At 67.2% G+C, this 26,127-nt stretch carries 26 protein-coding genes; 8 read left to right on the plus strand and 18 right to left on the minus strand.

Annotated elements, in window-relative coordinates; genetic code table 11:
• Positions 1-141: 141 nt before the first annotated feature.
• The 9 genes from lolD to V3B48_RS07310 all read right to left on the minus strand — a co-directional run bounded on the left by lolD (position 142) and on the right by V3B48_RS07310 (position 6,536).
• A complete protein-coding gene (gene lolD / locus V3B48_RS07270) occupies positions 142-855 on the minus strand; it encodes a lipoprotein-releasing ABC transporter ATP-binding protein LolD (protein ID WP_076739259.1) in 714 nt (237 codons plus the stop codon).
• On the minus strand, positions 848-2,089 hold the full coding sequence (locus tag V3B48_RS07275) for a lipoprotein-releasing ABC transporter permease subunit (protein WP_049434175.1): 1,242 nt from the start codon (positions 2,087-2,089) through the stop codon (positions 848-850). The genes lolD and V3B48_RS07275 overlap by 8 nt, the downstream gene beginning before the upstream one ends.
• Positions 2,090-2,112: 23 nt before the next feature.
• Positions 2,113-2,562 (minus strand): hypothetical protein, encoded by a 450-nt coding sequence (locus tag V3B48_RS07280; RefSeq protein WP_329893446.1) that lies wholly within the window; start codon positions 2,560-2,562, stop codon positions 2,113-2,115.
• Positions 2,513-2,761: a succinate dehydrogenase assembly factor 2 gene (locus V3B48_RS07285; protein WP_005409080.1), complete on the minus strand. Its 249-nt coding sequence runs from the start codon at positions 2,759-2,761 to the stop codon at positions 2,513-2,515. The genes V3B48_RS07280 and V3B48_RS07285 overlap by 50 nt, the downstream gene beginning before the upstream one ends.
• 98 nt (positions 2,762-2,859) lie before the next feature.
• Positions 2,860-3,645: a succinate dehydrogenase iron-sulfur subunit gene (locus V3B48_RS07290; protein WP_005409079.1), complete on the minus strand. Its 786-nt coding sequence runs from the start codon at positions 3,643-3,645 to the stop codon at positions 2,860-2,862.
• 66 nt (positions 3,646-3,711) lie between these two features.
• On the minus strand, positions 3,712-5,502 hold the full coding sequence (sdhA, locus tag V3B48_RS07295) for a succinate dehydrogenase flavoprotein subunit (protein ID WP_134951043.1): 1,791 nt from the start codon (positions 5,500-5,502) through the stop codon (positions 3,712-3,714).
• 31 nt (positions 5,503-5,533) lie between these two features.
• The gene (sdhD, locus tag V3B48_RS07300) at positions 5,534-5,920 is read right to left on the minus strand and encodes a succinate dehydrogenase, hydrophobic membrane anchor protein (RefSeq protein WP_032128865.1); all 387 of its coding nucleotides are present in this window, start codon (positions 5,918-5,920) and stop codon (positions 5,534-5,536) included.
• Positions 5,917-6,309 (minus strand): succinate dehydrogenase, cytochrome b556 subunit, encoded by a 393-nt coding sequence (gene sdhC, locus V3B48_RS07305; RefSeq protein ID WP_024958620.1) that lies wholly within the window; start codon positions 6,307-6,309, stop codon positions 5,917-5,919. The genes sdhD and sdhC overlap by 4 nt, the downstream gene beginning before the upstream one ends.
• A 56-nt stretch (positions 6,310-6,365) precedes the next feature.
• Positions 6,366-6,536, minus strand: coding sequence for a DUF1674 domain-containing protein (locus V3B48_RS07310; RefSeq protein ID WP_005409075.1), 171 nt, complete (start codon positions 6,534-6,536; stop codon positions 6,366-6,368).
• Positions 6,537-6,575: 39 nt separating this feature from the next.
• Here V3B48_RS07310 and V3B48_RS07315 point away from each other — a divergent pair, with 39 nt between their 5' ends.
• Entirely contained in the window at positions 6,576-7,451 is an 876-nt protein-coding gene (locus V3B48_RS07315) for a folate-binding protein (protein WP_329893447.1), read from the plus strand.
• A gap of 158 nt (positions 7,452-7,609) precedes the next feature.
• Here the strand turns inward: V3B48_RS07315 and ugpC are convergent, their stop codons facing one another.
• Complete coding sequence (gene ugpC / locus V3B48_RS07320; RefSeq protein ID WP_125895703.1) at positions 7,610-8,692, minus strand: sn-glycerol-3-phosphate ABC transporter ATP-binding protein UgpC; 1,083 nt, start codon at positions 8,690-8,692, stop codon at positions 7,610-7,612.
• A gap of 352 nt (positions 8,693-9,044) precedes the next feature.
• Here ugpC and zwf point away from each other — a divergent pair, with 352 nt between their 5' ends.
• The 5 genes from zwf to eda all read left to right on the plus strand — a co-directional run bounded on the left by zwf (position 9,045) and on the right by eda (position 15,047).
• Positions 9,045-10,481 (plus strand): glucose-6-phosphate dehydrogenase, encoded by a 1,437-nt coding sequence (zwf, locus tag V3B48_RS07325; protein ID WP_010484333.1) that lies wholly within the window; start codon positions 9,045-9,047, stop codon positions 10,479-10,481.
• On the plus strand, positions 10,478-11,485 hold the full coding sequence (gene glk / locus V3B48_RS07330; protein ID WP_049400948.1) for a glucokinase: 1,008 nt from the start codon (positions 10,478-10,480) through the stop codon (positions 11,483-11,485). The genes zwf and glk overlap by 4 nt, the downstream gene beginning before the upstream one ends.
• Positions 11,482-12,207, plus strand: coding sequence for a 6-phosphogluconolactonase (gene pgl, locus V3B48_RS07335; RefSeq protein ID WP_012510707.1), 726 nt, complete (start codon positions 11,482-11,484; stop codon positions 12,205-12,207). Before glk ends, pgl begins: the two co-directional genes overlap by 4 nt.
• A 58-nt stretch (positions 12,208-12,265) precedes the next feature.
• The gene (gene edd / locus V3B48_RS07340; RefSeq protein ID WP_329893448.1) at positions 12,266-14,182 is read left to right on the plus strand and encodes a phosphogluconate dehydratase; all 1,917 of its coding nucleotides are present in this window, start codon (positions 12,266-12,268) and stop codon (positions 14,180-14,182) included.
• A gap of 205 nt (positions 14,183-14,387) precedes the next feature.
• The gene (gene eda, locus V3B48_RS07345) at positions 14,388-15,047 is read left to right on the plus strand and encodes a bifunctional 4-hydroxy-2-oxoglutarate aldolase/2-dehydro-3-deoxy-phosphogluconate aldolase (protein WP_285302753.1); all 660 of its coding nucleotides are present in this window, start codon (positions 14,388-14,390) and stop codon (positions 15,045-15,047) included.
• Between the two features lie 330 nt (positions 15,048-15,377).
• On the opposite strand, the gene V3B48_RS07350 is transcribed toward eda, so the two are convergent.
• The 3 genes from V3B48_RS07350 to ispG form a co-directional block, all read right to left on the minus strand.
• Positions 15,378-16,025 carry a response regulator gene (locus tag V3B48_RS07350; protein WP_004153112.1) on the minus strand — a complete coding sequence of 216 codons (648 nt, stop codon included), beginning with the start codon at positions 16,023-16,025 and terminating at the stop codon, positions 15,378-15,380.
• Positions 16,026-16,226: 201 nt separating this feature from the next.
• Complete coding sequence (locus V3B48_RS07355) at positions 16,227-16,976, minus strand: phosphatase PAP2 family protein (protein WP_032128858.1); 750 nt, start codon at positions 16,974-16,976, stop codon at positions 16,227-16,229.
• Positions 16,957-18,222: a flavodoxin-dependent (E)-4-hydroxy-3-methylbut-2-enyl-diphosphate synthase gene (ispG, locus tag V3B48_RS07360; RefSeq protein ID WP_032128857.1), complete on the minus strand. Its 1,266-nt coding sequence runs from the start codon at positions 18,220-18,222 to the stop codon at positions 16,957-16,959. Before ispG ends, V3B48_RS07355 begins: the two co-directional genes overlap by 20 nt.
• A gap of 114 nt (positions 18,223-18,336) precedes the next feature.
• Between ispG and V3B48_RS07365 the strand changes: the two genes are divergently transcribed.
• Together V3B48_RS07365 and V3B48_RS07370 are read left to right on the plus strand one after the other, a co-directional pair.
• Positions 18,337-19,563, plus strand: coding sequence for an ATP-binding protein (locus V3B48_RS07365; protein WP_032128856.1), 1,227 nt, complete (start codon positions 18,337-18,339; stop codon positions 19,561-19,563).
• A complete protein-coding gene (locus V3B48_RS07370; protein WP_012510702.1) occupies positions 19,560-20,129 on the plus strand; it encodes a response regulator transcription factor in 570 nt (189 codons plus the stop codon). Before V3B48_RS07365 ends, V3B48_RS07370 begins: the two co-directional genes overlap by 4 nt.
• 18 nt (positions 20,130-20,147) lie before the next feature.
• Here the strand turns inward: V3B48_RS07370 and V3B48_RS07375 are convergent, their stop codons facing one another.
• The 5 genes from V3B48_RS07375 to V3B48_RS07395 form a co-directional block, all read right to left on the minus strand.
• Positions 20,148-23,045 carry a type 2 lanthipeptide synthetase LanM family protein gene (locus V3B48_RS07375; RefSeq protein WP_329893449.1) on the minus strand — a complete coding sequence of 966 codons (2,898 nt, stop codon included), beginning with the start codon at positions 23,043-23,045 and terminating at the stop codon, positions 20,148-20,150.
• Positions 23,046-23,125: 80 nt separating this feature from the next.
• Positions 23,126-23,332: a DUF6229 family protein gene (locus V3B48_RS07380; RefSeq protein WP_049400943.1), complete on the minus strand. Its 207-nt coding sequence runs from the start codon at positions 23,330-23,332 to the stop codon at positions 23,126-23,128.
• Between the two features lie 316 nt (positions 23,333-23,648).
• Positions 23,649-25,163 (minus strand): glucose-6-phosphate isomerase, encoded by a 1,515-nt coding sequence (gene pgi, locus V3B48_RS07385; protein WP_329893450.1) that lies wholly within the window; start codon positions 25,161-25,163, stop codon positions 23,649-23,651.
• Entirely contained in the window at positions 25,160-25,540 is a 381-nt protein-coding gene (panD, locus tag V3B48_RS07390) for an aspartate 1-decarboxylase (RefSeq protein WP_032128853.1), read from the minus strand. The genes pgi and panD overlap by 4 nt, the downstream gene beginning before the upstream one ends.
• An 87-nt stretch (positions 25,541-25,627) precedes the next feature.
• Positions 25,628-26,125: a hypothetical protein gene (locus V3B48_RS07395; protein WP_329893451.1), complete on the minus strand. Its 498-nt coding sequence runs from the start codon at positions 26,123-26,125 to the stop codon at positions 25,628-25,630.
• Positions 26,126-26,127: the final 2 nt, after the last annotated feature.

The following is a 26,127-nucleotide window of genomic DNA, read 5'->3' on the forward strand; positions in this document are numbered from 1 at the left end:
AGTACCCCATTCAGCAGCCGGTCGGCGGTCGCCCCAAGCAGGCCCAAGGCTCCGGATTCCGGTAGCCGCCAACCTTGGTTGGTGCTTGCCCTGCAAGAGCAGCCGACCAAGGTCGGCTTCCACCAAAGCGGGCCCGGCGCCTCAGACGTCGGCGTGGGCCAGCGCGTGCAGGCGCCCCTCGCGCAGCTCCAGCACCCGGTCCAGGCGCCGTGCCAGGCTGCGGTCGTGGGTCACCAGCACCAGGCTGGTATGCCGCGCACGATTCAGTTCCAGCATCAGCTCGAACACCGTCGCCGCAGTGCGGTCATCGAGGTTGCCGGTCGGCTCGTCCCCGAGCACGCAGGCCGGATGATTGACCAGCGCACGCGCCACTGCGGCACGCTGGCGTTCGCCACCGGACAGTTCGCCGGGCTTGTGGTCCAGGCGATGGCCAAGGCCGACCGCTTCCAGCAGCGTGGTGGCCCGGCTGCTCGCCTCGGCCACTGCAGTACCGGCCAGCAGCACCGGCATCATCACGTTTTCCAGCGCGGTGAACTCAGGCAGCAGGTGGTGGAACTGATAGACGAAGCCCAGCGCCTGGTTGCGCAGCAGGCCGCGCACGGTATCGGACAGCGCTGACATGCGCTGGCCGGTCACATAGACCTCGCCGGCGGTCGGAATGTCCAGGCCACCCAGCAGGTGCAGCAGCGTACTCTTGCCGGCACCGGAAGCACCGATGATCGCCACCGTTTCGCCGGCGGTCACGGTCAGGTCCAGGCCATCGAACACCGGGGTCTGCATGCGCCCTTCGGCGTAGGTCTTGCCCAGTGCTTCGGCGCGGATCACTTCATCGCCGCGGTTGAAGACCTTATTCATAACGCAGGGCCTCCGCCGGCTGGGTGCGTGCTGCCCGCCAGGCGGGATACAGGGTGGCCAGGAAGCTCATCAGCAGCGCGACCACGGTGATCGCCACCACGTCGCCGGTCTGCATGTCGGTCGGCAGGCCGGTGATGTAGTACACATCCTCCGGCATCAGCTTGACGTTGAACACGCTCTCGATGGCACCGAGGATGCGCTCCAGGTTGAGTGTGAGGGTGATGCCACCGATCAGGCCGGCCAGCGTGCCGAAGATGCCGATCAGCGAACCCTGCACCATGAACACCTGCATCACCCCGCCCGGGGTCAGGCCCAGCGTGCGCAGGATGGCGATGTCGGCCTGCTTGTCGGTCACCAGCATCACCTGCGAGGACACCAGGTTGAACGCGCCCATGGCGATGATCAGCGACAGCAGGATGCCCATCACCACCTTCTCCATGCGCAGCGAGTGGTAGAGGTTGGCGTTCTGCTGGGTCCAGTCACTCACGCGGTACGCACCACCGAGGTTCTGCGCGAGGTCCACGCCCACTTCCAGCGAGCGGTCCATGTCGTGCAGCTTCAGCCGCACGCCGGTGGCGCCATCGGAACGCAGCACGCGCTCCAGGTCCTTCATGTTGGCGAAGCCGACGCCGCGGTCGACCTCGTTGTAGCCGGCCTCGAAGATGCCGCTCACGGTAAAGCGTTTCATCCGTGGCACCGCACCGGCAGGCGTGCCCTGCACTTCGGCGAACGTCACCAGCACCTGATCGCCAACGTCCACGCCCAGCCAGATCGCCAGCTCCTTGCCCAGCAGCAGGTTGAAGCTGCCCGGCGTGAGGCTGTCATAGCTGCCCTTGGTGACCTTCTTGTCGATCACCGATACCTTCGGCTCCAGCGCCGGATCGATGCCCTGGATGATCGCGCCCTGCACGCGCGGGCCGCTGATCATCGACTGGATCTCGATGTACGGCGCAGCACCGGCCACGCGCGGGTCCTTGCTGGCCACGTCGACTACGCGCATCCAGTCCGGCATCGGCTCGCCGTCGCGGCTGATGGTGGTGTGCGCGGTCATCTGCAGCAGGCGGCTGCGGATTTCCTTCTGGAAACCGCTCATCACCGCCAAGGTGGTGATCAGCACCGTGACGCCGAGCGCGATGCCCAGGATCGATGCCATCGAGATGAAGGAGATAAAGCCGTTGCGGCGCTTGGCGCGCAGGTAGCGCAGGCCAATGGCCACGGGAATGGGTTTGAACATGCAGGCACGCCGGTCAATTCAGCTTATGGTGCCATCGACCGGGGCCTACGGGAAACGCCACGTGCGGCCACGGCCAGTCGCAGTTCACGTCGCTGCCCGGAATCGAGCACATCCGGCCAGAACAGCAGGCGCCGGCGGCGGCGATCCTCACGCCAGAGCAACAACAGCCATGGACCACGCACGACCAGCTGGGGTGTATCGGCGTCCTGCCCGGCCACCTGCAGCGGCTCGGGCGGTGCCGGCAGAAGCACCTGCACGCGTGGCCTGCGCTGGCGCCAGGCCAGTTCGGCCAACCCGATGACCCAGGCCAGCACCACCGCGGGCATCAGCAGCCGTGAAGCCAGATCCGATGCACGCAGCAGCCAGGGCGCAGCCAGCAGCACCGCCAACTGGGCGGCGGCCTGCAGCCGCGAGGGGCGCCACTCAAGGCTTGAGGGCGAGGATCTTCTGCATGAGGGGGATCGCGTGCGCATGTGGACAGGCCTCATAGCCCATGAACCAGCGCCACAACTTATCGTCCTCGCAGTCGAGCAGGAACAGGAAAACCTCGCGCTCTTCGGTCGGCGCAGTGCTCCATTCGTGGTCCAGGTAGCGACCGAACAGCTGGTCCAGCTCACGCATGCCGCGGCGGCAACGCCAGCGCAGCTTCTTCAGCAGAACGTCTTCTTCCATCATGTTTCTCCAGATACAGCAAAGCCACGCATGGCGTGGCTCTACTGGGGTGGCACAGCCACGCGTGGCGTGGCTCTACCGGGTACAGCCAGGCCTGATCAGGCGCGGCGTTCCATCATCAGCTTCTTGATCTCGGCGATCGCCAGCGCCGGGTTCAGGCCCTTCGGGCAGGTCCGGGCGCAGTTCATGATGGTGTGGCAGCGGTACAGCTTGAACGGATCTTCCAGATCGTCCAGGCGCGCACCGGTGTCCTCATCGCGCGAGTCGATGATCCAGCGGTAGGCCTGCAGCAGGATCGCCGGACCCAGGTAACGCTCGCCGTTCCACCAGTAGCTCGGGCAGCTGGTCGAGCAGCAGGCGCACAGGATGCACTCGTACAGGCCGTCCAGCTTCTTGCGGTCTTCCGGCGACTGCAGGCGCTCACGATCCGGCGGTGCCGGAGTCTGGGTGCGGATCCACGGCTTGATCGAGGCGTACTGCGCGTAGAAGTGGGTCAGGTCCGGAACCAGATCCTTGACCACGTTCATGTGCGGCAGCGGGTAGATCGGCACTTCCTTCTTGCCGCAGTCCGAGATGGCTCGGGTGCAGGCCAGGGTGTTGGTGCCGTCGATGTTCATCGCGCACGAACCACAGATACCTTCGCGGCAGGAGCGGCGGAAGGTCAGGGTCGGGTCGATCTCGTTCTTGATCTTGATCAGGGCGTCCAGGACCATCGGGCCACAGGCGTCCAGATCGACTTCATAGGTATCGGTGCGCGGGTTGCTGTCGTCGTCCGGACTCCAGCGGTAGATCTTGAAGGTGCGCACGTTCTTGCCGCCGTTCTTGACGGGGAAGTGCTTGCCCTTCGTGATCTTGGAATTCTTGGGGAGTGAAAACTCGGCCATGGCTGCTCTCGTTGGCTCAGGCGGCCCGCGCCCGTGGGCGCGGATTGCATGGTAGGCGGGGTCGGATCAGTACACGCGCGGCTTCGGCGGCACCACGGACACGTCGTCGGTCAACGTGTACATGTGCACCGGACGGTAGTCGAAGCTGCACTTGCCCTTCTCGTCGACGCTGACCAGGGTGTGCTTCTGCCAGTTGACGTCGTCGCGGTCCGGATAGTCCTCGTGCGCATGCGCGCCGCGGCTTTCCTTGCGCTGTTCGGCCGAGTTGATCGTCGCCACCGCGTTGAGCAGCAGGTTGTTCAGCTCGTAGGTCTCGATCAGGTCCGAGTTCCAGACCAGCGAACGGTCGGAGACCTTCACGTCCTGGAACGAGTCGAAGATCTTGTCCATCTTCTCGCAGCCTTCCTTCAGCGTCTGGCTGGTGCGGAAGACCGCCGCGTCGGCCTGCATGGTGCGCTGCATGCGATCGCGGATGACCGAGGTCGGGGTATCGCCGTTGGCGTGGCGCAGCTTGTCCAGCAGGCCCAGCGCCTTGTCGCAGGCATCGGCCGGCAGCGGCTTGTGCGACGCGCCCGGCTTGATGGTCTCGGCGCAGCGGTTGGCCACTGCACGACCGAACACCACCAGGTCCAGCAGCGAGTTCGAGCCGAGGCGGTTGGCACCGTGCACCGACACGCAGGCGGCTTCGCCGATCGCGTACAGGCCCGGGATCACCGCATCGGGGTTGTCGCCATCCTTGCGCACCACTTCGCCGTGGTAATTGGTCGGAATGCCGCCCATGTTGTAGTGCACGGTCGGGATCACCGGGATCGGCTGCTTGTGCACGTCGACGCCGGCGAAGATGCGGGCGCTCTCGGCAATGCCCGGCAGCTTCTCGTCGATCACGCCCGGGCCAAGGTGGGTCAGGTCGAGCAGGATGTGGTCCTTGTGCTCGCCGACGCCGCGGCCTTCGCGGATCTCGATGGTCATCGAACGGCTGACCACGTCGCGCGAGGCCAGATCCTTGTAGTGCGGTGCGTAACGCTCCATGAAGCGCTCGCCGCTGCTGTTGCGCAGGATGCCGCCTTCACCGCGGACACCCTCGGTGATCAGGCAGCCGGCGCCGTAGATGCCGGTCGGGTGGAACTGCACGAACTCCATGTCCTGCATGGCGATGCCGGCACGCATGGCCAGGCCGCCACCGTCGCCGGTGCAGGTGTGCGCCGAGGTGGCGCTGAAGTAGGCACGGCCGTAACCGCCGGTGGCCAGCACCACGCCCTGGGCGCGGAACAGGTGCAGGGTGCCGTCGGACATGTCCAGAGCCAGCACGCCGCGGCAGGCGCCTTCGTCGTCGAAGATCAGGTCGAGCGCGAAGTACTCGATCATGAAGCGCGCATCGTGCTTCAGCGACTGCTGGTACAGGGTGTGCAGCATCGCGTGGCCGGTACGGTCGGCCGCCGCGCAGGTACGCTGCGCCGCCGGGCCTTCGCCGTACTTGGTGGTCATGCCACCGAACGGACGCTGGTAGATCTTGCCTTCGGCGGTGCGCGAGAACGGCACGCCGTAGTGTTCGAGCTCGATGATGGCCGGGATGGCCTCACGGCACATGTACTCGATGGCGTCCTGGTCGCCCAGCCAGTCCGAGCCCTTGATGGTGTCGAAGAAGTGGTAACGCCAGTCGTCCTCGCCCATGTTGGCGAGTGCGGCCGAGATACCGCCCTGGGCGGCAACGGTGTGCGAACGGGTCGGGAAGACCTTGGTCAGGCACACGGTCTGCAGGCCCTTGGCGGCCAGGCCGAACGTGGCGCGCAGGCCGGCGCCGCCGGCGCCCACCACGACCATGTCGTACTTGTGTTCGGTGATCTTGTAAGCGGACATCTAATCTGGATTCCTGTGTAGGTGCCTGGGCTCAGGCAACGCCGAGGGCGATGCGGCCCACCGCAAACACACTGACGATCATGCCGAGCACGGCGACGAACTTCACCGCGGTCTGCAGCACCAGGGCCAGCAGCGATTCGTGGATGTAATCTTCCAGCACGACCTGCATGCCGAGCTGCGCGTGCCAGAACATGGCGATCAGCAGGCCGATCAGCGGCACGGCGTTCCACGGCTTGGCCACGGCGGCGGCGGCGGTCGCGTAGTCCGAGCCCAGCAGGCCCAGCACGAAGACCAGGAACCAGATGCCCAGGGCCACCAGGGCGGCGGCGGTCAGGCGCTGGTGCACGAAGTGCTCGGTGCCGGTCTTGGCCGAACCGAGGCCGCGCACGCTCTTCAACGGGGTACGGAACTTGCTCACGCGGCACCTCCGAACATCACATAGGCCCACACCAGCAGGGTGATCACCAGGCTGCCGATGACCGACAGCCAGCTGCTGCGGATGAAGGCGGGGATGCTGAAGCCGATGGCGAAGTCCTGCACCACATGGCGGATGCCATTGCACAGGTGATAGGCGAACGACCATGTCCACGCGAACAGGAACACGCGGCCATACCAGGCCCCGGCATGGCCGGTGAAGCAGTTCCAGGACTCGGGCCCCATCATCAGGGCCAGCAGGCCGGCGGCGATGATGAGGGCACCAACAGACAGAAAGACGCCAGTGGCTCGATGCAGGATCGAGGTGGCCATCTGAATCTGCCAGCGATACACCTGAAGGTGCGGGGAAAGTGGGCGTTGTCTGGTCGCCATTCGCTGGGCTCGTTGTCTCGGCTGGGCGGCACACGGCCGCGTTGGCTCAATGCTGATCAGAAATCGATGCAGCGTCCGTTTTTCTCCCAATCGCCGTACCGCACCGGATCAAGTCCGCCGCGGCCGCCGAATTCCTCTGCTTTTTCCTGTTCCACGGGCACGGGTGCCGCGGGGACCAGCGGGGCTTCAGATTCGTCGTCGGGAGTGGGGGTTGTTTGGCCTATCATTGTTGGTCTCGCAACGCACAAATTTTAGACCTCGTTCACGTGCCTGACAACCTGCCCCCTGCTTTCGTCGGATATCCGCGCCTGCCCGGCCACCAGCTGCTGAGCCTGCAAGGCCCGGATGCGGCTGTCTTTGCCCACGCCCAGTTCAGCAGCGATGTCACTGCCCTGCCCCTGCTGCACTGGCAGTGGAGCGCCTGGCTGAGCGCCAAGGGCCGCACCCTGGCGGTGTTCCAGCTGCTTCGGCTGGCCGAAGACCATATGATGCTGGTGCTGGCCGACGGTGATGCCGATGCGATTGCGTCGCAACTGCAGCGCTTCGTGTTCCGCCGCAAGGTGAAGGTGCAGGTGCGCAGCGATCTGGCCGTGGCCGGTGCGTTCACTGCGCCCGAAGCCGCCAGCGGCGCTGCGATTGCGCAGACCGCAGGTGACGGCTGGGAGCTGGACCTGGGCAGCGACGCCCTGCCGCGGACCCTGCGAATTGGCAGCGCCGATGCCTTCGCCGCCGGAAGTGAAGCCGATGAGGCCGCTTTCGCACTGGCCTGGCGCCAGGCAGACCTGCGCTACGGCCTGCCCCGGCTGCAAGAAAGCCAGCGCGAAGTGTGGACCCCGCAGCAGCTGGGGTTGGACCGCCTGAACGGTTACAGCGTGAAGAAGGGCTGCTATCCCGGCCAGGAAATCGTCGCCCGCACCCACTTCCTCGGCAAGGCCAAGCGTGCGGTGCAGCTGCTGCATACCGCGGCACCGGCGCAGGCAGGCGATGGCGTGCAGCAGGACGGCGCAGCGCTGGGCACGATTGCCTGCGTGGCCGGCGACCTGGCACTGGCGGTGCTGCCGCTGGAGGCCAGCGACGCTGATCTGCAGGTGGGTGATGCCATCGCGCAGCGCATGCCGTTGCTGGATGGCCTGGCGCGCTGAATCCGGTGGATGAAGGAATGGTAGTGCCGGGGGGGGGGGGGGGGCCCCCCCACGGGGGGGGTGGGGGCCACCGGGCCGCCCGACCCCGGGCGCCCCCGCCCCCCCCCCCCCCCCCCCCCCCCCGCCGGCCCCCCCCCCCCCCCCCCCGCCACTACACGTTACAGGCGCTCGCCGGTTTCCGGGTTGAAGAAGTGCAGGCCCTGCGGGTGGATCGCCACACGGATCTGCTCGCCCACCGCCGGCAGCGACTGTGGCGCCACGCGCATGGTCAGCGCGTGCTGGCCACTGCTCAGGTTGACGAAGATCTCGTTGCCGACCGGTTCGATGCCTTCAATGCGTGCGGCAAATGCATGCGCATCATCGGCACGGGCCGGCTGCAGGTGTTCCGGGCGCACGCCCACCGCGATCGGCTTCTGCAGCCACGCCGGATCGATCGTGGCCTGGCCCAGCGGTGCCCGCCATTCGCCGTCGACCACGGTCACGCCACCGGCATCGCCCTGCAGCGTGCCACGCAGCACGTTCATCGCCGGGCTGCCGAGGAAACCGGCCACGAACAGATTGGCCGGGCGGTCGTACAGCGCCATCGGCGTATCGATCTGCTGGATGATGCCGTCCTTCAGCACCACGATGCGCTGGCCCAGGGTCATTGCTTCGACCTGGTCGTGCGTCACGTAGATCATGGTGGTGCCCAGCTTGCGATGCAGCTGCGCGATCTCGGTGCGCACGCTGTGGCGCAGCTTGGCATCGAGGTTGGACAGCGGTTCGTCGAGCAGGAACACCGCCGGCTCGCGCACCAGTGCGCGACCCAGCGCAACACGCTGGCGCTGGCCACCGGACATCGCCTTGGGCAGCTTGTCCATCATCTCGGTCAGGCCCAGGGTCTGCGCTGCTTCGGCGATGCGCTTGTCGATGGTCGCCTTGTCATGCCCGCGCAGCTTCAGGCCGAAGGCCAGGTTCTCGGCCACGGTCATGTGCGGGTACAGCGCGTAGCTCTGGAACACCATGGCGATGTCGCGATCCTTCGGCGCCACGTCGTTGACCACGCGATCACCGATGGTCAGCGTGCCGCCGCTGATCTCCTCCAGGCCAGCCACCATCCGCAGCAGGGTCGACTTGCCACAGCCGGACGGACCGACCAGCACCATCAGCTCGCCATCGGCGACCTCGAAGCTGGCGTCCTTCACCGCGACCTGGCCGTTGTCATAGACCTTGCGCACACCCTGCAACTGCACTTTTGCCATATCACCTATCCGGTCCGCCCGAAGCCGGGCTGTCTTTTGGGACTGCCTCGGCCCTCCCGATGGCAGTGATGATTGCGCGCCTGCCGCATGACGGCGAGCACTGCAATCGAATACAGTTGCCCATTCTGCCATGTAAACGTTTTCACGTGGCACTATCCGATGATCGGTGCGCACCGATCTGCGTCGGCGGTTGAACGAAGGTTCCGCCGAGGCAGTGGTTTCGAATGGAACGGTCTTCCGCTACCCCGGAGATCGCCCCTGACGAACCTCGGACAGGCAGTTGCGCGGATGTCCCCCGAACCCAGCCATGAAGCGATTGACAACGATGTCACCCGGATCTGAAACTCGAGCGATGCACGACACCCTCTTCCTGTTCGGTGCCACAGGTGATCTGGCCCAGCGCTACCTGTTCCCTTCGCTGCTTCGCCTGCTTGGCGACGGCCTGCTGCCGGAGGACTTCCGCATCCGTGCGCTGGCCCTGTCCGGGCATGACACCGAAGCCTTCCATGACATCCTGCGGCCGCGCCTGCAGCAGGCCATGCCGATGGCCACGCAGGACGACATCAGCGCCCTGCTGCGCCGCATCGACTATCGTTCGGTGGACCTGCGCGACGTCGACTCGGTTGCCGCCGCGGTCTCCGACCTGGTGCACCGCAAGTGCGTCAGCTACCTGGCCATTCCGCCGGGCCTGTACATCTCCACCTGCGAAGGCCTGGCCAAGGGTGGCGCCCTCGCCGCACCGGCACGCCTGATGCTGGAGAAGCCGATCGGCAGCGACAGCGAGAGCGCCGAGGAAATCATCAGCACCATCGGCCAGTGGATCGACGAGGACCGCGTGTTCCGCCTCGACCACTACCTGGGCAAGGCCGCAGTGCAGAACCTGATCGCGCTGCGCTTCGGCAACACGCTGCTGGAAGCAGTGTGGAACCGCAACTACATCGAATCGGTGCACATCCTGGTGGCCGAGAGCGAAGGCGTGGATGGCCGCGACGCCTACTACGCCCGCTCCGGCGCGCTGCGCGACATGGTGCAGAGCCACATCCTGCAGCTGCTGTGCATGGTGGCGATGGAGCCGCCGGCCTCGCTGGAAGCCGACCGCATCCGCGACGAGAAGGTCAAGGTGCTGCGCGCCCTGCGCCCGCTCGATGCCAAGCACGCCGCGCGTGACAGCATCCGTGGCCGCTACACTGCCGGTACCATCAACGGCCAGCCGGCCCAGGCCTACCAGCCGCCGGAAGGCAGCGACGTGGAGACCTTCGCCGGGGTCACCGCGCATATCGACAACTGGCGCTGGAGCGGCGTGCCGTTCCACCTGGTCACCGGCAAGCGCCTGCCCGAACGCACCACCCGCGTGGTGGTCACGCTGAAGCCGGTCACCCACTGGCTGTTCGAGCGCCCGCAGCGCGCGCAGGCCGCACCGAACCGTCTGGTGTTCCAGCTGCAGCCGCAGGAAAACATCGAACTGGGCCTGATGAGCAGCCTGGCCGGCCCGGAATGGGGCGCGCTGGAGCTGCATCCGCTGGAACTGGAACTGTCGGTGCCAACCGGCCTGCACCGCCGCATCGCCTACGAACGCCTGTTCCTGGATGCCTTCAACGGCAACCACACGCTGTTCGTGCGCGATGACGAAGTGCGCGCGGCCTGGGCGTGGATCGACAGCGTCGCCGACGCCTGGAAGGATGCCAAGCTGCCGCTGGAGCCCTACCCGGCCGGCCAATGGGGCCCGAGCAATGCGGGCGAGTTCCTGCCGCAGGGCGTGGACGCGCCGGACAGCGGAGCGTCGGCATGAGTGCCAGCTCGCAGCCGGTGCTGGTCGCCGACATCGGCGGTACCAACGCCCGCTTCGCCCTGGCCGACACCTCGCAGGACGCACCGCTGCAGAAGGACAGCATCCGCGAGTACGCGGTGGCGGAGTTCCCGTCGCTGGGTGATGCCGCGCGCCACCATCTGGAACAGATCGGCGCCACGGCCAGCCGCGGCGTGTTCGCGGTGGCCGGTCGCGTCGACGGTGACGAAGCGCGCATCACCAACCACCCGTGGGTGATCTCGCGCAGCCGCACCGCCGCCATGCTCGGCTTCAACGAGCTGCACCTGATCAACGACTTCGCCGCACAGGCGATGGCGATTTCGCTGCTGCAGCCCGATGACGTGGTCCAGGTCGGCGGTGCCGCCTGGGTGCCGGGCAAACCCGGCCAGCCGCGCAACTACGCGGTGATCGGGCCGGGTACCGGCCTGGGTGTCGGTGGCCTGATCCTGCGCCACGGCCGCTGCTACCCGCTGGAAACCGAAGGCGGCCATGTCAGCTTCCCGCCGGGAACCCCGGAGGAGATCCGCATCCTGGAGATCCTGTCCGAACAGTTCGGCCGCGTCTCCAACGAGCGCCTGATCTGCGGCCCTGGCCTGGTCAACATCCATCGCGCGGTATGCGAGATGGCCGGCATCGATCCGGGCCAACTGCAGCCGGTGGACGTGACCGCCCGCGCCCTGCACGGTGACCCGCAGGCGATGCGCACCGTCGATGTGTTCTGCGCCGTGTTCGGCGCCATCGCAGGCGACCTGGTGCTGACCCAGGGCGCGTGGGACGGCGTGTTCCTGACCGGCGGGCTGACCCCGAAGATGCTCGATTCGCTGCAGCACTCCGGGTTCCGCCAGCGCTTCGAACACAAGGGCCGCTTCTCCTCGATCATGGCGCGGGTGCCCTCGTTGGCCGTGATGCACCCCCACGCCGGACTGCTGGGCGCCGCCGCCTATGCCGCCGACGCCGAACGTGACGCACCTGGAGTTGCCGCATGAGCCCCACCACCTTCCACGACGACCGCATCGAGTTCATCCAGCACGGCGATGCCGATGGCTGGATCGAGGCGGTGGCCGCCGAGATGGCGCAGACCCTCAACCACGACATCAACGAAGTGGGCCGCGCCCGCATCCTGTTGTCCGGTGGCACCACGCCGGCACCGGTGTACCAGGCGCTGGCCGAACTGGACGTGCACTGGGACCGCGTGGAAGTGAGCCTGGCCGATGAGCGCTGGCTGTCGCCGCAGGATCGCGACAGCAATGCCTGGCTGGTGCGCGAGAATCTGCTCAAGCGCGCCGAAGGTGCACATTTCGATCCGCTGGTGCGCATCGGCAAGCCGCTTCCGGAATGCGTGTACACCGCCAACCTGCAGGCGCAGCACAGCCAACCGCCGAGCCTGGTGGCGCTGGGCATGGGCAACGACGGCCACACCGCCTCGCTGTTCCCGGGCTCGAAGGACCTGGCCCGCGCACTGGAAAGCACCCTGCCCTACGCGGCGCTGGATGCCACCGGCTGCCCGGGCGCGAACCAGTGGCCGCTGCGCATCACGCTGACCCCGCATGGCCTGCGCCAGTGCCGCCAGCGCCTGCTGCTGCTGCGCGGCAAGCAGAAGCTGCAGGTACTGCGCCAGGCGCTGGACAGCAATGACGCCCAGCAGTACCCCATCCTCAATGCGATCAACCTGGAAGGCGCGCGCCTGCGCGTCCACTGGGCTGATTGATGTTGGCGGCGGCGCCGTGCCGCCGCTTGCCTCTCGCCACCACGAACGCCGGTAGCCAATGAGCCTCCATCCGCAACTGCAAGCCATCACTGAGCGTGTCATCCGCCGCAGCGCCGCCTCGCGCGCCGCCTACCTGGCCGCGATCGACGCCTCCCTGCGTGAAGGCCCGTTCCGCAGCCGCCTGAGCTGCGGCAACCTCGCCCACGGGTTCGCCGCCTGCGGCGGCACCGACAAGAGCCGCCTGCGCGGCGGCGTGACGCCGAACCTCGGCATCATCACCGCCTACAACGACATGCTGTCGGCGCACCAGCCGTTCGAGACCTATCCCGAGCAGATCCGCGAGATCGCCCGCGAGCTGGGCGCCACCGCACAGGTGGCCGGCGGCGTGCCGGCGATGTGCGACGGCGTCACCCAGGGCCGCGGCGGCATGGAACTGTCACTGTTCTCGCGCGATGTGATCGCGCAGGCCACCGCGATCGGGCTCAGCCACGATATGTTCGACACCACCGTCTACCTCGGTGTGTGCGACAAGATCGTGCCGGGCCTGCTGATCGGTGCGCTGGCCTTCGGCCATCTGCCGGCGGTGTTCGTGCCGGCCGGCCCGATGACCCCGGGCATCCCGAACAAGCAGAAGGCCGAAGTGCGCGAGCGCTATGCCGCTGGCGAAGCCACCCGCGAAGAACTGCTGGAAGCGGAGTCCGCGTCGTACCACGGCGCCGGCACCTGCACCTTCTACGGCACTGCCAATTCCAACCAGGTACTGCTGGAAGCGATGGGCGTGCAGCTGCCGGGCGCATCGTTCGTCAATCCAGGCACGCCGTTGCGCGACGCCCTCACCCGTGAAGCCACCGAACGCGCGCTCGACATCACGGCACTCGGCGACGACTTCCGCCCGTTGGGCCGGATCATCGACGAGCGCGCGATCATCAACGCGGTCATCGCACTGATGGCGACCGGCGGTTCGACCAACCACACCATCCACTGGATCGCGGTGGCGCGTGCGGCCGGCATCGTGCTGACCTGGGACGACTTCGACGAACTGTCGCAGCTGATCCCGCTGCTGGCCCGCGTCTACCCGAACGGCGAAGCCGATGTAAACCGCTTCGCCGCAGCAGGCGGCCCGGCCTTCGTGTTCGGCGAACTGATCAAGGCCGGCCTGATGCACGGCGACCTGGTCAGCGTGGCGCGTGGCGGCATGACCGACTATGCGCGCGAGCCGCAGCTGCGCGACGGCCAGCTGGTCTACCTGCCGGGCCTGGAACGCAGCGCCGATGACGAAGTGGTGCGTGGCGTCGACAATCCGTTCGAACACCAGGGCGGCCTGCGCCTGCTGCGCGGCAACCTCGGCAAGTCGCTGATCAAGCTGTCGGCGGTGAAGCCGCAGTACCGCACGATCGAAGCACCGGCCGTGGTGGTCGATGCACCGCAGGTGCTGAACAAGCTGCACGCCGGTGGCCTGCTGCCCGAGCATTTCGTGGCGGTGGTGCGTTACCAGGGCCCGCGTGCGAACGGCATGCCGGAACTGCATTCGCTGGCGCCGCTGCTGGGCCTGCTGCAGAACCAGGGCCGGCGCGTTGCACTGGTCACCGACGGCCGCCTGTCCGGCGCCTCGGGCAAGATCCCGGCGGCGATCCATGTGACGCCGGAAGCGGCGCGGGGTGGTCCGCTGGCCAAGGTTCGCGAGGGCGACATGATCCGCCTCGATGGCGAGGCCGGCACGCTGGAAGTGCTGGTGGACGCAGCCGAATGGGCTGCACGTCCGCTGGCGCCGAACACCGCGCCTGCCGCGCATGATCTGGGCCGCAACCTGTTCGCGATCAACCGTCGTGTGGTGGGTCCGGCCGACCAGGGTGCGATTTCAATTTCGTGCGGGCCGGCGGCGGCTGATGGTGGGCCGTGGGAGTACGACGCGGAGTATGAGCTGGGGCACGATGCCGCGGCGGCGGCGGCGCCGCATGAGGCGAAAGACGCCTGAAGCGAAAAGCCGCGGCAGGCTTCCCGGCTTGGGCAGTAGAGCGCCCTGGCCGGGACACGCCGTAAACCCATCCATGGGGGCTCGATCGCGGCATCCATGCCGCTCACGGTCCCGGCCAGGGCGCTCTACTGCCCTTGGACAATTCCCGGCGCGTCATTTGCGCTGCGGCCACTGAATCAAGAAGAGCAAAGGCAAGGGCAAAAGCATGGGTATCGAACAACATCAGGTGAAGGCGGCGGAGCTGTTGCGTGCGGCGGGCATCCTGCCTGTGGTGACGATTCATACGCTGGACCAGGCGCGTGCGGTCAGCGCGGCGCTGCTGGAAGGTGGTTTGCCGGCGATCGAGCTGACGCTGCGCACGCCGGTGGCGATGGAAGCGCTGGCGATGCTCAAGCGCGAGCTGCCGGACGTGGTGGTGGGTGCCGGTACGGTGCTGACCGTGGAGCAGATGCAGCAGTCCATCGATGCGGGTGCGGATTTCCTGGTGACCCCGGGTACGCCGCCGGCGCTGGCTGATGCACTGGCCGCTGCGCCGCTGCCGGTGGTGCCGGGTGCGGCAACCCCGACCGAGCTGCTGTCGCTGTACGCGCGCGACTTCCGCGTGTGCAAGCTGTTCCCGGCCACGGCCGTGGGCGGGCTGGCGATGATCAAGGGCCTGGCCGGCCCGGTTGCCGACCTCAAGCTGTGCCCGACCGGCGGCATCACCGAAAACACCGCCGCCGAGTACCTCGAGCAGAAGAACGTGGTCTGCATCGGCGGTTCGTGGATGGTGCCGGGCAACTGGATCGCCAACGGCGAATGGGACAAGGTGCGCGCCAGCGCCGCCGACGCCGCGAAGATCATCAAGCGCGTGCGCGGCCACTGAGCCCGACAAAGGTGTAGAGCCGCGCCCACGCTCGGCTCCGGCATCATCAAGGGTCAGAGCCCTTTCCCACCGGGAAAGGGATCCGACCCCGGGCGACGAGCGCGCACAGCGCGCGACCCGCTCCTGCTCTTCCTTCTTCATTCCGCGGTGGACGCGCACGGAACCTGTCCGTGGCCCTGCGGAGGGGTTGCGCAGGGGCGTAAGCGCCATGGATGGCGCGCCCGAGCCTCCAGGGATGGATTCACGGCGTCCCCTGCGCAATCCCTCCGCAGGGCCAACCCCACGAATCCTGCCGCACACCGCGAGGGGCTCAGCCGTTGGCCGAAACCCTTACAGCGGCCGTGCCGGATCCACCAGCCCGTACTGGCTGGCCATCCGCGCCAACGCGATGTTGTCGTGGATCCCCATCTTCTCGAACAACCGCGCCTTGTGCGTGTTCACCGTCTTCGCACTCAGGCTCAACCGCCGTGCGATGTCTTCCTGGCGCAGGCCCTGAGTCAGCAGCAACGCCACTTCCAGCTCGCGCGGGGACAGGCTGTCGAACGGCGAACCGTTGCCTTCCACCGTCGACAGCGCCAGATTCTGCGCGATGCTGGTGCCCAGGTAACGGCGGCCACCGGCCACGTCACGCACCGCGCGCAACAGCTCCTGCGCATCGCAGCCCTTGCCGATGTAACCGGCGGCGCCAGCCTCGAGCAGCCGCTTCGGCAGCGGGCCATCTTCCAGCACCGACACGATCACCACGCGGGTATTGCGGTGGCTGCGCACGATGCGCTCGGTCACTTCCATGCCGCTCACACCCGGCAGGTGCAGGTCACACAGCACCACATCGGGCAGCAGCTGGCGGACTTCACGCAGCGCGTCTTCGCCGGTCTCGGCTTCGCCCACCACCTCGATGTCGGTTTCCCCCGACAGAATCATCTTCATCCCGGTGCGGACCAGCGCGTGGTCATCCACCAGGTAGACTCGAATCGTCATTCACGTACCTCTTCGAATGCGGCCATTGCAGGTCAAGCTAGGCAGGGTGCCGATACCCCTGCAAGCGCGTTCGGAATGCGACCCCGGCAATCTGCCTTGCGCATCACACTACCGCGCGTTGTGCTTGCCCCCTGTCTTGCAGAACCTGCTGCAACGAAACAACTGATCTATCACGTAGACGTCCCTCAAGGGCCATCCACGTCAATCCCCCTGTGATGATGCTTCGCTGGCCTTCGCTGGCGGCGAGCCGTGACGTCGCCATGGGTGCCGGCGACTGAACATGACCAGATAGCACCCTACCACCCAAACCAGCGCGGCACACCATCCGGCCAGGATATCGGAGGGGTAATGCACCCCCAGGTAGACCCGGGACACGCTGACCAGCAGGCTGAATGCCGGTGCCAGCAGCAGCACCGGCCAGCGCCAGCGGGTGTTCCAGGCCAGCAGTACCAGGGTCACTGCCAGGGTCATCGAGCCCATCGCATGGCCGCTGGGGAAGCTGAACGTCGATTCCGGCGCGATCGATTCCCACAGGCTGGGGCGCTGGCGCTGGAAGAAGTGCTTGCTGCCCATATTCAGCAGCGCCGAGCCGACGAAGCTGACCGCCACGAAGGTCGCCTCGCGCCAACGCCGGTAGCCCAGCAGCACGCCGATGATCAGCACGTCGGCCGGGATCAGGAACCATTCGTAGCCCAGTCTGGAAATGAGCACGAAGAAGCGGTCCAGCAGCGGCGAATGCAGGCCATGCATCTGCCACAGCAGCGGCGCATCGAAATGGAACGATTCAAACTCGTGCACCTCGTCAGCCAGGGCGACGAAGCCGGCCAGCGGCAGCAGCACGCCACCGAACAGCAGGACCAGGCGCCAGGCATTGCGCGCCATCCAGTGGCGGAAGCCGGAGGCGGACTCCGGTGCAGCGAGGATCGCAGGCTTATCCGGCGCTTCGGACATACTTGTGTTCGACGTAATCGTCGATCAGGGCGACGAATTCCTGGGCGATGTTCTCACCACGCAGGGTCACCTTCTTTTCGCCATCGACGAACACCGGCGCTGCAGGCGTTTCACCCGTGCCGGGCAGCGAGATGCCGATATTGGCATGGCGCGACTCACCCGGTCCGTTGACGATGCAGCCCATCACCGCCAGGGTCATGTTCTCCGCACCCGGGTGGTGGATCTTCCACAGCGGCATCTTCTCGCGCACGTGGTTCTGTACCACCTTGGCCAGCTCCTGGAAGAACTCGGAGGTGGTGCGGCCGCAGCCCGGGCAGGCCGTGACCAGCGGCGTGAAGGCGCGCTGGCCGGTGGTCTGCAACAGTTCCTGGGCGACGATCACTTCCTGCGTACGCGACTGGCCCGGTTCCGGGGTCAGCGAGATGCGGATGGTGTCACCGATGCCCTCCTGCAGCAGCACGCTCAGCGCCGCGGACGAGGCGACGATGCCCTTGCTGCCAATTCCGGCCTCGGTCAGGCCCAGGTGCAGGGCGAAATCCGAGCGCTGGGCCAGGTCGCGGTACACCGCGATCAGCTCCTGCACGCCACTGACCTTGGCCGACAGCACGATGCGGTCGCGCGGCAGGCCGAGCTCCACCGCCTGCTCTGCCGAATCCAGCGCCGAGCGGATCAGCGCCTCGCGCAGCACGCGGCCGGCGTCCCAGGGCTGCTCACGCAGGTTGTTCTCGTCCATCAGCTTTGCCGCCAGGGCTTGGTCCAGCGAGCCCCAGTTGGCACCGATGCGCACCGGCTTGTTGTAGCGGATCGCAAACTCGATCAGCTGGGCGAACTGCAGGTCCTTCTTCTTGCCGAAGCCGACATTGCCCGGGTTGATGCGGTACTTGGCCAGCGCTTCGGCACAGGCCGGTTCGGCGGTCAGCAGCTGATGGCCGTTGTAATGGAAGTCACCGATCAGCGGCACGTCGATGCCCATCATCGCCAGCTTGTCGACAATGCGCGGGATCGCCGCAGCCGCTTCCACGGTATTGACGGTCAGCCGCACCATTTCCGAACCCGCACGCCACAACTCGGCCACCTGCTTCACGCTGGAGGCCACGTCGGAGGTATCGGTGTTGGTCATCGACTGCACCACGACCGGCTTGCCTCCGCCTACGGTGACCCCGCCGATCTGGACGGCATGGGTCTGGCGGCGGGGCCAGGCAGTGGCATCGGAAGGGGGCGTCGGGCGGGTAACGGCGTCGTGCATGGGCGCATTCTACCGCCCGCCTCCGCATTCCGGGTGACTCGCATTCAGCCGGCGGCACGGCTGCGGCCGATTGTCGCAGGCACGGTCACGCGTGAACGCATACGATGAGCGTGAATGACCGGTCCCGACGCCCCGTTTCTCCGAACCCTGTGCAGCCTGCGCTGGCTTGCCGTAGGCGGCCAGGCCGCCACCATCCTGGTTGCCACCTGGGTGCTGGGCCTGCCGTTGCCGCAGCTGCCATTGTGGGCGGGCGTGGCCGTGCTGACCCTGTTCAACATCTACACCCAGCTGCGCCCGGAGGCGGCCGACACCGCGCCACTGACCGCATTCGGCCACATTCTGGTGGACGTGATCATCCTGACCTGGATGGTGGGCTGGAGTGGCGGCATGGCCAACCCGTTCAGTTCGCTGTTCCTGATCCTGATCGCGCTCGCCGCGTTCGCCCTGCCCCTGCGCTGGGCACTGGCGGTGGCGCTGGCCTGCCTGCTCGGCTACGCCGCCAGCGGCATCTTCGGCCAGTCGCTGCCGGATGGCTATTTCCGCGCGCAGGACCTCAACCGCTGGGGCGTGGTCGCCAATTTCCTGATTTCCGCAGCGGTCGTGCTGACCTTTTCCACCCGCCTGGCACTGGCGCTGCGCCAGCGCGAACTGGAACTGTCGGCCCTGCGCGAACGCTTCGCCCGCAACGAGGGCATCGTCGCCCTGGCCACCCATGCCGCCTCGGTGGCGCATGAACTGAACACGCCGCTGGCGACCATGACCCTGCTCGCCGATGACGTCGCCGAGCGCAGCGAAGAGCCCGAAGTACGCGAAGACATGGAAACCCTGCGCGAGCTGCTGGTGCAGTGCCGCGAGCGCGTGCTGGCGCTGGCCGCACCGGCCTCGGCCGATGCACCGGGTCGCAGCCACTCCAGCGCCCAGCAGGTACTGGAACAGTGGCGCCTGGTGCGGCCGACCATCGACCTGCATCGCAATGACGATGCGCCGCTGCGGCTGCCACTCGACCCGGGCGTGGGCCATCTGCTGATGGTCCTGCTCAACAATGCCGCCGATGCCGGCGAGCAGGCCGGCCGGCCGCGCGTGGACCTGGACCTGCGCATCGAAGGCGACGACCTGATCGGCGAAGTCCGCGACTACGGCCACGGCTTCGACGCCCGTGCCGCGGTGCTGCCGGGCAAGCTGTTCGGCAGCAGCAAAAGCGAGGGCATGGGCGTCGGCCTGGCCCTGTCCCATGCCACCATCGAACGCCTCGACGGCGAGATGTGGATGCGCCCGGCCCAGGGGGCCGGCAGCCGCGTCGGCTTCCGCCTGCCGCTGACCCCACGTGAGGACACCCCATGAGCCTTCATCACTCCACCCTGGGCCTGCTGGTCGACGACGACGAGCTGTACCTGCGCACCCTGCAGCGCAGCCTGGCCCGCAAGGGGCTTGAAACGCAGACCGCGCAGGACGCCGCCAGTGCACTGGCACTGGCCCGCCAGCATCCGCCGGCGTTCGCGCTGATCGACCTGAAGCTGGGCAGCGATTCCGGCCTGGCCCTGATCCAGCCGCTGCGCGCGCTGCGCGCGGACATGCGGATCCTGCTGGTGACCGGCTACGCCAGCATCGCCACCGCCGTGGAGGCGATCAAGCTCGGCGCCGACGACTACCTGCCGAAGCCGGCCACGGTGCCGATGATCCTGCGCGCCCTCGGCGAGGAAGACGATGGCCCGGCCGACGATGGCGAAATGGAAGTGCCGGACGCGATGACGCCGATCAGCCGCCTGCAGTGGGAACACATCCAGCAGGCGATGCACGAGACCGGCGGCAACGTGTCCGCGGCAGCGCGCCTGCTCGGCATGCACCGTCGTTCGCTGCAGCGCAAGCTGGCAAAGCGGCCAAGCCCGGAACGCGATCCCAGCCGTTGATTGCCGAACCCGTCCGGCTCAGACCTCGGCCAGCGCCGGTCGGTCCTGCGCGGCACTGGAACGCGATGCCGGGGCATCGACCCGCGCCGCCGCCGTCTCCTGCAGCAACGGCGACGGCAGCGCGCAGGCCGGATGCATGCGCAGGAAGCCATAGATCGCACCTGCCAGGCCGATCATCAGGCCCGGAGTAAAGGCCGCGCGGGTCAGTCCGCCGACCATGCCCTGGTGCTCCTCGATCGAAGAAACGATCTCGATGGCGGCCTCATCCTGCGGATAGGGACATCCCTCCGGATCCAGCGCAGCCGCCAGCACCAGCAGCTCCCGGGTGGACACATCGCCATGGCACAGGGTGTGGCTGAACCCCCATTTGCCGCGCGCGTCGGCCACAGCCCGCCGCATGTCACGCAACTGCGCGGGATCGCCGGTGCGGGCGTACAGATCCGCCGCCGCCAGACCGATGCCAACACTGCCATGGCACCAGGTCGGGAAATTCTTCTGCCCGTCCTCCAGGTGGATATCGCGCCAGCGCCCGGTATGCGTCTCGAACAGCGCCGCCTGGAACGCAAAGGCTCCTTCGGCCAGCTGCCGCCAGGCGGCCCGCTCAGGCACGCTGCCGGCATCCGAACGCGCCAGCCGTGCCAGCGCCCAGCCCATGCCCATCGCGCCGTGGCCAAAGCCACCGATCGGCTCGCGGAACTGTGGCGTCGGCCAGCGTGCGCCGTCGGCATCGACGATCGCTGCTTCCTGCATGCGGCGCCCGGCTGCAGCCGCCAACTCCAGCCAGCGCGATCTGCCGGTGGCCTCGGCCAGCGCCAGCAGCGGCAGGATCATGCCGGACACGCCATCAATCAGTTCGAATTTCACCGGCCCCTGGAAACCACGACGTTCCACTCCTTCCGCACAGCGCTCGGCCAGCGCGAGCAGTGCGGGGCGCTGCAGCAGATCATGCAATGCCAGCAGGGTCCAGATCTGCGAGCCCGTGCCGACGAAACCACCATCGATCCCGGCGGGATGGCGCTCGCACATGGTCTGGAACACCGCAATGGCGCCTTCGATGGCCGGATCCAACCCAGCCACCGGATCGGCGCGGCCCTGCTCCACTTCCCGGCGGTAGGCCGCCAGCGCGAACGCAATGCCTCCCAGCCCGAAATACAGGTCGGGCTGCACCGGCTGGACGGTCCATCCTGTGCGGGTCACCTCGGGCGTGATCCACGTCATCGAACCATCTTCACCGTGCACGGCCAGACGCAGAAGATTCTCCACCGCGCGTGCCGCAAGCGTTCGTCGGCGCAGGTCCAGATCGTCCGCGCGAGGCTGCTGCGCGGCGTAGCTGTAGCCGGACCGAGCCTCGGCGCGGGCCAGCGCATGCTGGTTCAGGTCGGTGGCTACCAGCGTGCTGCGGATGGTCACGTCTTCCAGGTCGATGCGCATCGCACGCCAGTTGTCGGTGATGGAGCGGATGCGGGCCGCGTCCAGCTGCGATGCGAAGATCGGAATGTCACCGTGGCGCAGGTCGTCCACTTCGCCGCGCACGATCTCCAGGTCCGATGGCGCGGCCGGTGACACCGCCGCATTGCGCACCAGCAGGTCGATCGCGCGTTCAACCGCCTGGGCTTCGTTGTGCAGCGATGCCGGATGCCAGAGCATCCGCCCGAGCTCGGCGTAGGCCATGGTCGGCCGCCGCACATCGCGCACCTGGCAGCCTTCGAAACCGGCCAGCAACGGCATCAGTTCGCCCCTGGCATCCAGCGCACGCAGGCGCCCGCTGGCATCGACGAAACCCTCGCTGATGTGATCCCAGTACAACGACACATCGGGCTGCGGGCTCGGATGGTTCTGTGCGATGGCGACCTCTGCCTCGACCAGGCCCAGCCGCGCCGGCGCCGTCCCGTCTTCGATGATCACCGGCACCTGCACGCGCGGCTGCTCGCCCGGCAGTGCGCCGGCGGCGGACAGGTCCACGCCTTCCATGCCGAGGCCGGTGGTGCGGAACGGCACGATACCGGTGCGCAGCACCGAATTGCGCATCAGCTTGACTGCCGTGTCATAGGCATCGCCCAGACCGGATGGTTCGACGTCGATGACCTGCGAGAACACGCTTTCGGCGTCGACCACCACCGGCACCGGCCCGACCGCGATCAGGTTCTCCAGATGGATGTCGGTCCCGCCCACCAGGCGCAGGATGGCCAGCCAGTGACCGAGACCGCGGTAGTAGGCGCGCAGCTCTTCGTCACCGGAACAATAACGGTGCTCGGCAAATGCAGCCCAGCCGTGGCTGCCACGATCCACCACGCGCGGCACGCGTACCCGGCCAGGGCCCTCGCCGAAGACGGCTTCAAGCAGGCCATCAAGCGTGGCATCGATGCGCAGCGAGCGCGGCTTGTACATCAGCGTACCGCCGTCGAACTGCAACCGCGCCACGGTCCGGCCGCCACCGTGCAGGTCACCGCGCCCCAGCGACACCGCACGCAGCGATCCTGCCGGACTGCCGAGCAGGTCCGTCAGCAGCGCACGATCACGGCCGATGCGCGCGGCCAGCTCCACCACAGCCGCACATTGTCCTTCGAGCATGCGCGACAGTCGCGGCAGCAGCACCGGGTAGCGTCGCTGCAGATGCTCATGGAAGCCCTCGCCGGTGGCGAGGGCCACGAATTCGTCCAGCGCACCGGCGCCCTCAAGCGGGCCGATGTCACCACCGCGCGCGGCCGCATGCAGTTCCAGCAGCAGTACGCGGTTGAGCTTGAGCTGGGCATGTTCACGAAGCGCCGCATCGCCCTGCTCATGCAGGAGTGCGCGCTCGTCTGGCCGCAGATCGATGGCGGGGTCATGCAGGCCAGCCGCCAACGCGGTGCGCGCGTCGACAAGAAAATGTTCGGTGATGCGCGCAAACGCGGCCGCAGCCGGAGAAGCGGTCATTACGCCCCCTGCAAAGTGTCCAGAGTCTGTTCCAGTCGCCGGCACGCAGCGCAAGCCGCTGCGTGCCGGCTCGGGCTACATCAACAGCACAGGCAGTGATTGACCACCGACATCGTGGTGGTGCACTCGGTACCGCCACCGGTGATCAGGGTGTCGGAGGCCGACGTGAGCGCGGACTCGGTGGCCCCAGCGCCATAGATGAACAGCGAACCCGCAGGGTTGGCGCATCCATCCACATCGTCCGAGCCATTGAGCCAGCCGGACACAACATCGTCGTTCAGATCCATTCGCAATCTCCTGTCATTCACAACATGAGGCGTTGAGGACATGGATCGATTCCACGTCCCTTCGGATACGGCCAGTCCCTGGCATCAACTTCATGCTGCGAGCGATACTGGATGACAGGTACAGCCGCCCGTGCACACTGCATCCGCGTGTGAAGTGCGTCAAGCTGCGCTGCGGCAGGACGCACGAATACGCTGCACGTGCAGTACGGAAGTGACGTGGAATGAGTGGCCGCGCCGCCATTCCTGCGCGACCGGATCGAAGGCAACCGGAGAGGCATCGGATGGCCGGCCGGCGCCGGCACATCCGCAGGCCCGGTCAGCCCATCAACTGCGCCAGAATCTCGCGGGTCATCGGATCGGCAATCGCCACATCCTCACCCTGCAGCGCCGGCAGCAGACCACTGGCCAGCTGCTTGCCAAGCTCGACACCGAACTGGTCGAAGGCATTGATGTTCCAGATCACCGACTGCACGTACACGGCGTGTTCGTACATGGCGATCAGCGCACCCAGCGCCTGCGGGGTCAGCGCATCGAGCAGGATCAGCGTGCTCGGGCGGCCGCCCGGGTAATCACGGTGCGGGTCGTCGCTGCTCTGGCCATTGGCCAGTGCTTCGGTCTGCGCCAGCAGATTGGCCAGCAGGGCCTGATGATTGATCGTGTAGGGATCGTCGTTGTGTACGCAGCCGATGAAGTCGGCCGGAACGATGCTGGTACCCTGATGCAGCGCCTGGAAGAAGCTGTGCTGCACATCGGTGCCCGCGCCGCCCCACCACACCGGCACGGTGTCGGTGGTGACCGGCTGGCCGTCACGCTGCACGCGCTTGCCCAGGCTTTCCATCACCAGCTGCTGCAGGTAGGCCGGCAGCAGCGCCAGGCGCTGGTCGTAAGTCATCACCGCGTGCGTGGCATGGCCCAGCAGGTTGCGGTTCCAGATGTCGGTCAGGCCGTGCAGCACCGGCAGGTTGCGCTCCAGCGGTGCATCCAGCGCGTGCGCATCCATCTGCGCGGCGCCGTCCAGCAGCTGCTCGAAGCGCTCGAAGCCGATCGCAAGCGCGATCGGGAAACCAACGGCCGACCACAGCGAATAACGGCCACCGACCCAGTCCCACATCGGCAGTACGCGATCGGCGGCGATCGCGAAGGCCTTGGCGGCGCGATCCGGATTGGCGCTGACTGCATACAGGCGCTCGCTGCCACCCAGCCAGTCGTGCAGGATCTGGCCGTTGAGCAGGGTTTCCTGCGTACCGAAGGTCTTGGAGATGAGGATGCCGGCGGTCTTCGCCGGATCCAGCGTGGCCAGTGTGCGCTGCATGGCGGCGCCGTCCACGTTCGATACGAAATGCACGCGCAGGCGCGCACCGGTGACCGGGCGCAGCGCATCGGCGACCAGGCGCGGACCGAGATCGGAACCACCGATGCCGACGCTGACCACGTCAGTGACGCCGCTGTCTTCCAGCGCACGCACCAGCACGCCCATGCGCTGGCGGATGTCGCGCGCGGTGGCATAGGCCTCGGCCGCCACCGGCGCATCGACCACGTCGCCGCGCAGCGCGGTATGCAGCGCGGCGCGACCTTCGGTCAGGTTGACCTGCTCGCCACGGAACAAGCGGGTGATGGCACCACCGACATCACGATCGGCGGCCAACGTGAGCAGGGCCTGCAACGCCGCGGCATCGTATTTCTGCCGCGCGAAATTGACATACAACGGACCGACCCGCAGCGCCAGGTCCTGCACGCGGCCGGGTTCGGCGGCGAGCAGGCTGGGAATGCTTGCGCCCTTCAGGCGCTGGGCGTGGAAATGCAGCGAGTCGAATCCGTTGTTCGTTGTCATGCGGCCTGGGTCGGGATCGTGTCGTTGGTGTGGGAGATCTGGTTCTTGCCATCAACGTACACCAGCTTCGGCTTGAAGCTGTCAGCTTCCTGCTCGGTCATGCTGGCGAACGCGGCGATGATGATGATGTCACCGACCTGCACGTGGCGCGCGGCACCACCGTTGAGCGAAACAACGCCGCTGCCGGCTTCGGCACGGATGGCATAGGTCGAGAAGCGCGCACCGTTGGTCACGTCCCAGATGTGCACCTGCTCGAACTCACGGATGCCGGTGGCAGCCAGCAGGTTGTCATCGATGGCGATCGAGCCTTCGTAGTTCAGCTCGGAATGGGTGACGGTGGCGCGGTGGATCTTGGTCTTGAGCAGGGACAGGTGCATGGGGGCGCTGCAACGGCAAAGGAAAGAGCGGATTCTAGCACCCGCTTGGCCATCGTCAGGGGGCCGCAGCAGGACGCTGAGGGCTGTTCAGGCCCCCTCCCCCGGCGGCGGCGGCGCGGCATGCCCGGAACGACCCTCCAGAGACAGCCGGAACACCGTATGGAAGGCCAGCCCGGCGACCAGGCCTAAGCCACCTGCGGCCAGCACCTGCAAGGCATAGCTGATCACGTCGAAGGTGTCGACATAGCGCAGGCGCTGCAGCAGCGGACCATTGTCCGCGCCCGGCCAGGTGCAGGTGGCCATGGCCAGCGCGCCCAGCCCGAAGCCGACCAGCACGAATCCGGTCCGGCGCAGCCGCTGTTGAGACTGCAGGATCAGCGCCATCGGCAGCAACACCGCGATCGCATTGCACACGGCCAATACGAACATCAGCCCACCGCCGGTGAGCGCAGGCATCGGCGTGCGCCGGAATTCAAGCGCGAACAACAGGCCGCCAAACAGCTGGGCCGGCAGCATGCCGGCGGCCAGCACCGCCAGGATCGAGGCCTGGGCAAGACGGCCGGTATCAGTGCTGGGGGTCTTCATTT

Source organism: Stenotrophomonas sp. SMYL20 (assembly GCF_036320045.1).
In the GTDB taxonomy this organism is placed as follows: domain Bacteria; phylum Pseudomonadota; class Gammaproteobacteria; order Xanthomonadales; family Xanthomonadaceae; genus Stenotrophomonas; species Stenotrophomonas maltophilia_A.

Excerpts from the sequence above, each read along its gene's own strand:
- V3B48_RS07350 (WP_004153112.1), bottom strand. The coding sequence starts at position 16,025 with ATGACGATTCGAGTCTACCTGGTGGATGACCACGCGCTGGTCCGCACC.
- V3B48_RS07285 (WP_005409080.1), bottom strand. The coding sequence starts at position 2,761 with ATGGAAGAAGACGTTCTGCTGAAGAAGCTGCGCTGGCGTTGCCGCCGC.
- V3B48_RS07280 (WP_329893446.1), bottom strand. The coding sequence starts at position 2,562 with ATGCGCACGCGATCCCCCTCATGCAGAAGATCCTCGCCCTCAAGCCTT.
- ispG (WP_032128857.1), bottom strand. The coding sequence starts at position 18,222 with ATGCACGACGCCGTTACCCGCCCGACGCCCCCTTCCGATGCCACTGCC.
- V3B48_RS07275 (WP_049434175.1), bottom strand. The coding sequence starts at position 2,089 with ATGTTCAAACCCATTCCCGTGGCCATTGGCCTGCGCTACCTGCGCGCC.
- V3B48_RS07380 (WP_049400943.1), bottom strand. The coding sequence starts at position 23,332 with ATGGATCTGAACGACGATGTTGTGTCCGGCTGGCTCAATGGCTCGGAC.
- V3B48_RS07365 (WP_032128856.1), top strand. The coding sequence starts at position 18,337 with ATGACCGGTCCCGACGCCCCGTTTCTCCGAACCCTGTGCAGCCTGCGC.
- V3B48_RS07395 (WP_329893451.1), bottom strand. The coding sequence starts at position 26,125 with ATGAAGACCCCCAGCACTGATACCGGCCGTCTTGCCCAGGCCTCGATC.
- V3B48_RS07355 (WP_032128858.1), bottom strand. The coding sequence starts at position 16,976 with ATGTCCGAAGCGCCGGATAAGCCTGCGATCCTCGCTGCACCGGAGTCC.
- ugpC (WP_125895703.1), bottom strand. The coding sequence starts at position 8,692 with ATGGCAAAAGTGCAGTTGCAGGGTGTGCGCAAGGTCTATGACAACGGC.
- edd (WP_329893448.1), top strand. The coding sequence starts at position 12,266 with ATGAGCCTCCATCCGCAACTGCAAGCCATCACTGAGCGTGTCATCCGC.
- glk (WP_049400948.1), top strand. The coding sequence starts at position 10,478 with ATGAGTGCCAGCTCGCAGCCGGTGCTGGTCGCCGACATCGGCGGTACC.
- V3B48_RS07375 (WP_329893449.1), bottom strand. The coding sequence starts at position 23,045 with ATGACCGCTTCTCCGGCTGCGGCCGCGTTTGCGCGCATCACCGAACAT.
- pgi (WP_329893450.1), bottom strand. The coding sequence starts at position 25,163 with ATGACAACGAACAACGGATTCGACTCGCTGCATTTCCACGCCCAGCGC.
- zwf (WP_010484333.1), top strand. The coding sequence starts at position 9,045 with ATGCACGACACCCTCTTCCTGTTCGGTGCCACAGGTGATCTGGCCCAG.
- sdhA (WP_134951043.1), bottom strand. The coding sequence starts at position 5,502 with ATGTCCGCTTACAAGATCACCGAACACAAGTACGACATGGTCGTGGTG.
- pgl (WP_012510707.1), top strand. The coding sequence starts at position 11,482 with ATGAGCCCCACCACCTTCCACGACGACCGCATCGAGTTCATCCAGCAC.
- panD (WP_032128853.1), bottom strand. The coding sequence starts at position 25,540 with ATGCACCTGTCCCTGCTCAAGACCAAGATCCACCGCGCCACCGTCACC.
- V3B48_RS07290 (WP_005409079.1), bottom strand. The coding sequence starts at position 3,645 with ATGGCCGAGTTTTCACTCCCCAAGAATTCCAAGATCACGAAGGGCAAG.
- eda (WP_285302753.1), top strand. The coding sequence starts at position 14,388 with ATGGGTATCGAACAACATCAGGTGAAGGCGGCGGAGCTGTTGCGTGCG.
- V3B48_RS07370 (WP_012510702.1), top strand. The coding sequence starts at position 19,560 with ATGAGCCTTCATCACTCCACCCTGGGCCTGCTGGTCGACGACGACGAG.
- sdhC (WP_024958620.1), bottom strand. The coding sequence starts at position 6,309 with ATGGCGACCAGACAACGCCCACTTTCCCCGCACCTTCAGGTGTATCGC.
- V3B48_RS07310 (WP_005409075.1), bottom strand. The coding sequence starts at position 6,536 with ATGATAGGCCAAACAACCCCCACTCCCGACGACGAATCTGAAGCCCCG.
- lolD (WP_076739259.1), bottom strand. The coding sequence starts at position 855 with ATGAATAAGGTCTTCAACCGCGGCGATGAAGTGATCCGCGCCGAAGCA.